This is a genomic window from Ancylomarina euxina (assembly GCF_003863355.1).
Taxonomy (GTDB): Bacteria; Bacteroidota; Bacteroidia; order Bacteroidales; family Marinifilaceae; genus Ancylomarina; species Ancylomarina euxinus.
On the sequence record NZ_QQWG01000034.1, the window covers coordinates 1 to 9246 of the forward strand.

Here is a 9246-nt window from a genome sequence, read left to right on the forward strand (position 1 = left end):
ATGGGCGGTGACGAGCAGTTTGAAAGTTTAGTTCATCTAATAAACACCAGCAAGCCACCTAGATTTGGTTTGCAAAAAATATAAACAAATTTATGCGGCTTGCTTCCGCGCGGTTTGAAAGGATTTTTCTTTTAATCGCCCACGCAACTTAGCAAGCCCGTTAGCACCAATAACAGAAACAGGCAGTTTTATTAAGTAATAATTTTGACTTAAAACTTGATAGTCTGATTTTACTTTGAGTAGGAAAGATGAAAATTAATATAAATGAAAAAACTGACAATTGATTTTTTTATTCATGATTCTGAAATTTTAAATGTTTCAGAAGATACTCTTAATGATACATTGGAGTTTACCGTTGATTATCCTATTGACTTCGATAATAATATTTTTGAACATCGGATATTACGTTTTTACAATTTTTTAAATTATACCATTAAAGAGATTCCATTAGCATCAAGACCTCAGATTCTTGATTTTAATGATTTAGGTGAGATAAATTATTCGATCGGAGAAGGTCGAAATAAAATTAATATTAAAAGGAGAAAACTTGAGTTGCTAACAAACGCAGGAAAAAGAACTCTAGAATATGAGAACCTAGAATTGATAAGTAAAGAATAAGTTACAGGTGCTAACAAAAGCTAAATTTCATGGGCGGTGACGAGCAGTTTGAAAGTTTAGTTCATCTAATAAACACCAGCAAGCCACCTAGATTTGGTTTGCAAAAAATATAAACAAATTTATGCGGCTTGCTTCCGCGCGGTTTGAAAGGATTTTTCTTTTAATCGCCCACGCAACTTAGCAAGCCCGTTGGGCACAAGCTAAAGAAACACCGTGCAACAATGAATATTTGCTACAAAAATTGAAAGAAAGCCAACGCACAAATAGCACATTTGGTTTTTGCCATCGCACATGCCAAACGCTGAAAAAACCAAAAGAGCTATTTCTTGCCCACGCACCGCAGCTAAAGAGATTATGAATTGAGAATATATTGAGGAATGATATTAAACGAACATTATTATAGAACGCTTTTGGAAAAATTCGAGGGAATAAAAACCCTTAATGAGTTTGGCAATAATGCATCTTCTCTATCTACAAAACTCATTCTTGAACATTTCAAAAAGAACAAACCAATTCATATAAATTTCCAATCAGCAAAAGATTTGTTGTTTGAAACAGGAAAACAACTGTTTATTGAACTGGCAAATGATATTTACCTTAATCACTATGATTTGCCAGGTATTAAAGAAGGAGATAAGGTTAAAAGACAAGCTAATGGACAATACTATTTGGTTTACAAAAATGAGGATTCAAGTTATCGCTTAAAACACCAACTGCGTAAAACTAAAAAGCAGATTTTTCCAGCAGACATTCCGAACATTACTTATGACAGACTTGTAAAAGGTTATGTAAAGGTTGATTCGGGCGTTAGTGATAAAACGATAAAGAACTATATAAGTTTTTTTGAAGGGCTTAATTCCGAAAAGATTGATTTCCCAAGAACAAGTTTTGAAATGAAAACTGTATTCATTGCTAAAAAACCTTTATGGGATTCATTGCCAAACAAAAACAAAATACCTTGTGCATATCTGCCAAACCCACGAGAAGAAAACCAAATTACAGAAATCAACTCAATTCCTGCCCTGCAGGACAGTTTGGCTTATTTTACACCCAAATATGAAGTATGCTATGAGCAGTTGCTTTTAAAAGATAAAAAGGTGAAAACCATTGTGGTTTTTGATACGGAAACCGATAAGATTGAACAAATTATCCAAGACAAATCAAGGTTTGGTTTCAATGTAATAATTGTATCCAATTGCTTTTTTCCTACAATAAATGAAGCTATTCCTTGCTGGAATTGGTATAAAGAAGAAATTAAAGTTGTGAATGCAATATGATTAGCTTCCGAAACATAAAAAGTGATGAGTTAGAACAACTCATATCTAAACTCGATGAAAACATTGCTTTTGTTAATTCTGAATTTGGAATTGAATTAAAATCATACGGAACCATTTTAAGAATAGCAATAAATGCTATTCAACAAGAAACAATAGAAAATCTAACAGAACGCCTAAGCATAAACAAAGAATTAGAAAATGGATTGGAAGATGCGGGCGGATACACTACCGATTATCTTGACGAAAATAATCCTAAAGCTGAATTACTTAAAATCCTTAAATATCTTCAAGATGATTTACCTAAGAGAAATGTGTTGGTAAACTACTTGAATAAAGTAACTAAGAAAACAATTGCTGTTTTTGATACGAACGATTTAGATTTTATTAGCCGACAAATAAGAAATAGAAAAGTTGAAATTGTACCCTTTTCATCATTGAAGAAATTGGAAATCAAAGACAAGGTTTTAGTTGTTCATTCGTTCAATGGTCAAAAAGATTTTGATTACCTCTATAACTTAGTAAATGAAGTCGTTCTGGTAGTTTATAAGCAAGAGAAAAATTTATACTACAAGTGTCTTAATCAAAGAAAAAAACTTATTGAATCAGAAATCAAATCTAAAGACCGATTTTCGATTTGTGGAATTGAATACAAGGAAGTTAGGGACAACATTACAGATATAAGCACTACTATAAATGGGATTGTGTCTCGATTGGATGAGATGAATGGCAGAGCATACGATGGCTTTAAAAATGAATGTGATTTGCTTCTTAACGAAATTGATGAGAAGTTAATTTATAAAATAGTTTCTGATGTTGAAACAGTTTTTTTAGAAAGTAACGATACCGTTTTTACAGAAACTGGAGAATTAATAAAGGCTTATAAAATTAAAAAGGGGAACAGAGTAAGAATCTATCCCAAAGAACAGTTAGCCGAAAATTTATATCAAGTTGCAGTTGAAACCGAGCCTGATGTTTTTGGTACTGTAGAAGAACACTCAGCATATTGGAAACAACTGATAAATGAACTTAGAGCAAATTTGGGTGATGAATTACTTTACAAAAAACTTAAAGAAAAGGGATTAAAAGTTTTACCTACCACATTAGTAACTTATGGAAAAGGCTTTAGAAAGTTCCCAATGTATAAAAACGATTTGCGAGCAATCTTCAAGTTATACTATCTGGATAAATCAGATAATGAAATTGATGTCATATTAAAACCCATATTGAAATCTAAAACAACATACAGTAGCACAATGATTGTCCTTGGTCGTGGGCTAAAACAAGAGTTGCGTTTATTTCTGAAAAAGAGGAGAATTGGAGAAATTCTTGCCAAAAAGAATTTTAAAGAAAATACTTTACAGGCTTTTATAAACGATTTTATGCCACTCCATACTGTCATTGACAAAGAAGCTTTTAGTGATGATATAGAGTTTTTAGAGGAAACAACTTTAGAACAAATTGAATTATGAGTGTAAAAGAAAATAGAAATATTGTCATTAAACGTATTGGCAAGGAATTAATCGGTCCAGGCTCAGATATTTTTCAATGTGAAGATGATTTAAGCAATGAGGTTATTGAAGGCAAACCATTGCAGCGTTATTTTTCTGGAATCTTATTCCCAAAACAGGAACAATCTAATGGCGATAATAATGGAGAGCAGGAAATGAACGGTGAAGATGTTGAAAATAGCATTGATTTTCCACCTGATATTGAGACTCCTGTTCAAAAAGTAAAGGAAGTTTACGAAGAAGACGGTGACGAGACAGATAAGACCAACACCCAACCACAGTATTCTCCTAACTCTTTCTTCCCATCGCACTTCGGGATTACTTTTGCAGTTGAAAGAACTTGCACGAAAATAAATGCAAATCTTAGGTTTGGCAACTATCTAAAAGCGAATTTTCCTGAAATAAAGCTGCCTTATAATGGAGAGGGAACAAATCTAATCGATGAACACGGTTTAAGCCATTTTGTAAATTACGATGAAGAAAGTAAAACACTTTCTCAAAGCAAGAAAATTCAGCGCACCAAAAATGGAAAAATCACTGAAGAATATCAGTTTTTTAAGGAAGGTTTAAAATCTTTAGCGCAAAATACATCATACGACCACGCTCTATATAAGGCGGTATCAAAATTGTTTTTCAAGGATAAATACAAGAGAAATAACAATGACATTTTCATTGAAACAAATATTGAAGATATACTTGCTTCACCCAATCAGCACCTTGAAATAAAACTTTCAGACCTGCCAAACATTGACACAGAGAATTGGAAACAGGAAATGAAAGATAACCTTGTATTTCATTTAAAACTGTATTCCAATTATCCTGATAAATACTACATAAAAGGAGTTCTCGAAAACAAAATATCAATCCCGAAGGATAAATATTCATTATCGAAAGAGAAAGTAAACCAACTATCCTGTTTTCAGTCTGAAATTAGAATTGAAAGTGACAAACTTTTACCATTCAGAGATTACAAAGCTCATCTGTATAAAACTGATGAAGATAAAATGTTAGATTACCTTTATCGAGACAAGTTAGCTTTCGGTATCGGACATAATACTGCTTGTACTTGGGAGAATGCACAATCGCCTAATACTCCACAATGGATTCAATCTACATTTTTACCTGAGTATGATGTAAAAAGTCAAAGTTCTGAAACTGACAAAATCAAAGGAGACATTCTAAATATTAAGAATTTATCAGTTTTCAACTCCGACAAAAGCAACATCATTTCTAACCTCACAAAAGTTGCAGAAGCATACAAAGTTTGGATTAGCGAAGAAAAAGCATCGGCAAATGGCAATGAATTAGGTGAGGAGAATATTTCTAAATGTGAGCAGATTCATTCCCGAATTACAAACGGAATTAATTTACTGTCTGAAAACGAAAATGCTTTAAGGGCTTTTCTGTTGGCAAATACTGCTATTTATCTGCAAATGTTTCAAACCCAACAACATTTTGGTAAGAAGAAAGAGGGTTTTGAAGTTTGGGAAAGAGACGAAATCTTACAGCATAAACTTGAAGATTATTCAAGCTTACCTTTCCCAACAGAAAGAATACCTGAATGGCGACCATTTCAGTTGGCGTTCATTCTTCAATGCTTATCTTCTTTTGTAGATGAGAACAGTTCTGAAAAAGATTTGATTGATTTATTGTATTTCCCAACAGGAGGTGGTAAAACAGAGGCTTATTTAGCCGTTTCTGCCTTTTTGATTTTTTGGAGAAGGATTCAATACCCTGATAATTACGATGGTGTAAACATTATTATTCGTTATACTTTACGTTTGCTTTCCGCCCAACAATTTGAACGTGCATCGAAATTAATTCTTGCTTGTGAATTTATTAGAAATCACTATGATGACTTAGGAGAAGGTGAAATATCAATTGGTTTTTGGGTAGGAAAACAAACTGTTCCAAATTACTTAAAAGATGCAGCTAAGAAACTTGAAAGCACTCATAAAAAGCTAAATAAAGGAGATAATTTTGCTATCAATCCATTTCAATTGTCTAACTGTCAGTGGTGCAATACCAAAATAATTTCGAGATACAATGAGGCAGATACAATTTATCAAATTGGACACCGTGTAGGTAAAAAACAATTGCATTGTCATTGCTTAAATGAATCTTGCCATTTCTCAGAGAAAAATGGTGGTTTGCCAGTTGTTTTGATTGATGAGGATATTTATTCAACACCGCCTACAATTCTATTTGCGACAGTTGACAAATTTGCATCATTAGCTTGGAAAGGAGAATCAACAACATTTTTCAATAACGGAAATAACCGAAAACCTGAATTAATAATTCAAGACGAATTACACTTATTAAACGGAACCTTGGGTAGTTTGGTCGGTTTATTTGAAAATGCCCTATTAAAGCTTTGCGACAATCCTAAGATTATCGCATCTACAGCTACGGTTAAAAATGTAGATAAACAAATTCAAGGTTTGTACGGTCGTGAAGCAAGAGTATTTCCACAATATGCAACCAACTCTGACGACACATTTTTCTCAAAAGTAATTGAAGAAAGCAAGAGAAAATATATTGGTATTTTGCCAACGGGAAAAACAACCGTTGTTACCAACTTACAGCTTTTAGCTTCATTGCTATATGCACGTTTAGAGATATGGAATAGCACAGCAAATAAGGAAGAGGCGGATAGTTTTTGGACAATACTTTCTTATTTTAAAAGTCTTAAGGAGATTGGGCGTTTCTCTAACAAAATTAATTCAGAGTTAAAACCAATTATAAAACAGTTACAAGTTCGTTACTTAAAGAACAATTCCGATAGCGAGAGAAGCAACTACAACAAACTTTCTTACAGGAATGTTGAACTGACAAGTCGTATTCCAAATGAAAAAATCAAAAAGAATTTAGATAAATTGGAAATACCATTTGAAGGTAACATCAAAGAACATAAAGCTTATGACATCGTTTTGGCTACAAATATGATTAGTGTAGGACTTGATGTTGGACGATTAGGAGTTATGGTAATGAATGGAATGCCACCAAATACAGCAGAATATATTCAGGCAAGTAGTCGTGTGGCAAGAAAAAACGAAGGTTTGGTTGTTACTCTTTTCGACCCATTTAACAGTAGAGATTTGTCGTATTATGAGGACTTTGTTCAATTTCACAAAACTTTCTACAAGCAAGTTGAACCTCTAAGCGTTACACCTTTTGCCGAAAACGCTTTAGATAAAATGTTGTTCACACTTATACTTGCATACTTTAGGCACACTACACCATACACAAGCAACAATGCAGCAACTGCTTTGATAGATGATAATGTGAAAAATGATTTGCGTAATAATCTAATTCAACTTTTTAAAGAACATCAATTTGCTCAAAATGACTTACAACTTATTACAGAGAAATTAGATGATATTTTGAGAGATTGGAAATATAAAATTGATGCACAAAAAGACTTAAAATATTTTTGGAAAGACCATCCTAAAGAATCTTTGATTGTTCCTATGCAAGAAAAGAAAAATGATGATGAAACACTTACTGCTATGCAATCAATGCGAAGTGTAGAACCAAGTGCCGAAATATTAATCAGACAGTATTAGAAGTTATGCCAAACGATAAGATACAACACGGAAGAAGTAAACACATCTCAAATTATGGTGGAGTTGCTTCTCTAATAGAAACAACGGACAATTCTATTATTATAGAAACATTTGATAATTGGGGCTATAATAATTTAAATGAGAAATTAGCCCATTACATAATTAAAGATGACCGATTATTACAACGTTTAAGGAATCGTTTCCCAAATTTGAAACATTTGGTTGCTATACCGACTGATAGAGATTCTTTTTTACATCAGGTACGACCAAAAGCGAATTATTTTCCAAAATGGTTTTACTGTTCGTATTGCAAACGCTTTGCAACATATAGCGAATGGAAAAATCGCTGGCGTAGTTCCGGAAAAAAACTTGATTTTTTTAATCCCCCAAAGTGCAGCAATAAAGAGTGTAAAGAGAATCATTTAGAACAAATACGTTTTGTTATGACTTGCACCAATGGTCATATTCACGATTTGCCTTGGGAATATTGGAATAACCGTTTGTCAAGTGATAGAACAAATGAAACCGAGGATGAAAATGAGAAGCCACAAGGTCCTCAATTAGACTTCTCGAAAAAGTGTTGCGAAAACCAAGATTTGATTTATAAAATCAGTCGAGAAAATACAGAACTCTCAGGTATATGGATTGAATGTAAAAATTGTGGTAAGAAAGCCAATTTGAAAGGTATTTTTAATTATCAGCAAAAGTGTATTGGTAAAAAGTTTTGGTTAGGACAATTAAACGGTAAATTTCACGAAGAGGAATGCAACGCTACAACAAGCGTAAAGCTAAAAACAAGCAATAGTGTTTATTATGCAAACACTTTAAGTAGCTTGTTTATTCCTGATATGCAAAACCCACTATCTTCCGACATCAGGGTTGAAATTGACAATATGGTTGAGAGTGGTGAGTTCACAACAGAACTAATTGTTCAATTGATTAGTATTCAGAAAAAGATTGAAAAAGAACTTATTCTTCAATACTTAGAAAAAGGAGAAGTTAAATACATTCCTGACAACATTTATCGACAATCAGAATACGATTATTTTTTAGAAAAAGAGCAACCTGAGAATGGACAGATTAAATTTAGAGATATTGACTGTTCCGAACAAATAAATGGTTTTTCAAAGTTGGTAAAAATAGATAAGCTAAAAAGAATTGCTGTTCAAACATCATTTACCAGAAATGAGCCAATTGATGTTGACTCTATTCTTCAAAATCAGAACGAGTACGAGTATGCAGTTATGCGCCAGTCTGTCTCAAAAAACAATTTTGACACAAAGACACTTCCTGCCTTAGAAAGCTATGGCGAAGGAATTCTTTTTGTTTTAGACAATCAAAAACTTTGCGAATGGGAGCAGCAATCAGAAGTCATAGAACGTATTGAGATAATAAAAGCAAATGCCGAAAATGCCGACTGGAAATTGCATCAAATTATTGCCGAAACTTTAACACCAAGAAAAGTATTAATTCATACACTTTCTCATTTACTAATAAGAGAACTTGAATATGTTTGCGGCTATCCTGCTTCATCATTGTCTGAGAGGTTGTATGTAAGTGAAACAATGCACGGATTGTTAATTTCTGCTTTTGATGGTACTGATGGATATTTGGGTGGGCTTTCAAACCTTTGTAATGACTTAGAAAACTTAAATAATATAATCACAAGTGCAATTTACAGGGCGACAGACTGTTCTTCTGACCCAATTTGTCTTGAATCGGAAGGACAAGGAGTAGGACAACTTAATTTAGCAGCTTGTCATTCTTGCACTTTGACACCTGAAACAACTTGCGAACTCTCAAACTTATATCTTGACAGAAAATTAGTTGTTAATAAAGATTTTGGATATTTTGGAAACATATAAATGCCAGCCCGAAAGCCATACACATTTGCAATTCGCACGAGCCAACGCTCAAACCAAAAATTGCAAAAAAGTATGTCTTGCCAACGCAGTGCAGACAGAAAAACTTGTAGCAAATTTGAATGATAAATGATTGAAAATGAATAAAGCCAGTGCCCAACAATGTATATAGTGCATAGCGGGTTTTGTGGGTAATTATAGCTTCATCACTCGCCCGTATTTCGGTGGTGTTCTGCAAGTTAAAGCTCACGTAATCCGCTACGACACCATATACTCACCGTTGTAGCCCATGTGTGCTCTGAATGAAACCAATCACTAACTTCGAGTAAGTTACGGAAAGGTTCAGTGCTGTAATTAAGATGGAGGAAGGCCCTCCGCTGGCAATGTGCAGGCAAGCCAGCAAACCGCCCCACGG

Annotated in this window: 5 protein-coding genes; all 5 read left to right on the top strand. The window is 33.6% G+C overall.

Annotation, left to right across the window (positions count from 1 at the left end):
- Positions 1–264: 264 nt before the first annotated feature.
- The 5 genes from DWB61_RS17165 to drmB all read left to right on the top strand — a co-directional run bounded on the left by DWB61_RS17165 (position 265) and on the right by drmB (position 8834).
- Positions 265–618, top strand: coding sequence for a hypothetical protein (locus tag DWB61_RS17165; protein ID WP_125032172.1), 354 nt, complete (start codon positions 265–267; stop codon positions 616–618).
- A gap of 377 nt (positions 619–995) precedes the next feature.
- Complete coding sequence (locus tag DWB61_RS17170; protein WP_125032173.1) at positions 996–1895, top strand: hypothetical protein; 900 nt, start codon at positions 996–998, stop codon at positions 1893–1895.
- Entirely contained in the window at positions 1892–3364 is a 1473-nt protein-coding gene (locus tag DWB61_RS17175) for a hypothetical protein (RefSeq protein WP_125032174.1), read from the top strand. Before DWB61_RS17170 ends, DWB61_RS17175 begins: the two co-directional genes overlap by 4 nt.
- Positions 3361–6969, top strand: coding sequence for a helicase-related protein (locus tag DWB61_RS17180; RefSeq protein WP_125032175.1), 3609 nt, complete (start codon positions 3361–3363; stop codon positions 6967–6969). The genes DWB61_RS17175 and DWB61_RS17180 overlap by 4 nt, the downstream gene beginning before the upstream one ends.
- Before the next feature lie 5 nt (positions 6970–6974).
- Entirely contained in the window at positions 6975–8834 is a 1860-nt protein-coding gene (drmB, locus tag DWB61_RS17185; protein WP_125032176.1) for a DUF1998 domain-containing protein, read from the top strand.
- Positions 8835–9246: the final 412 nt, after the last annotated feature.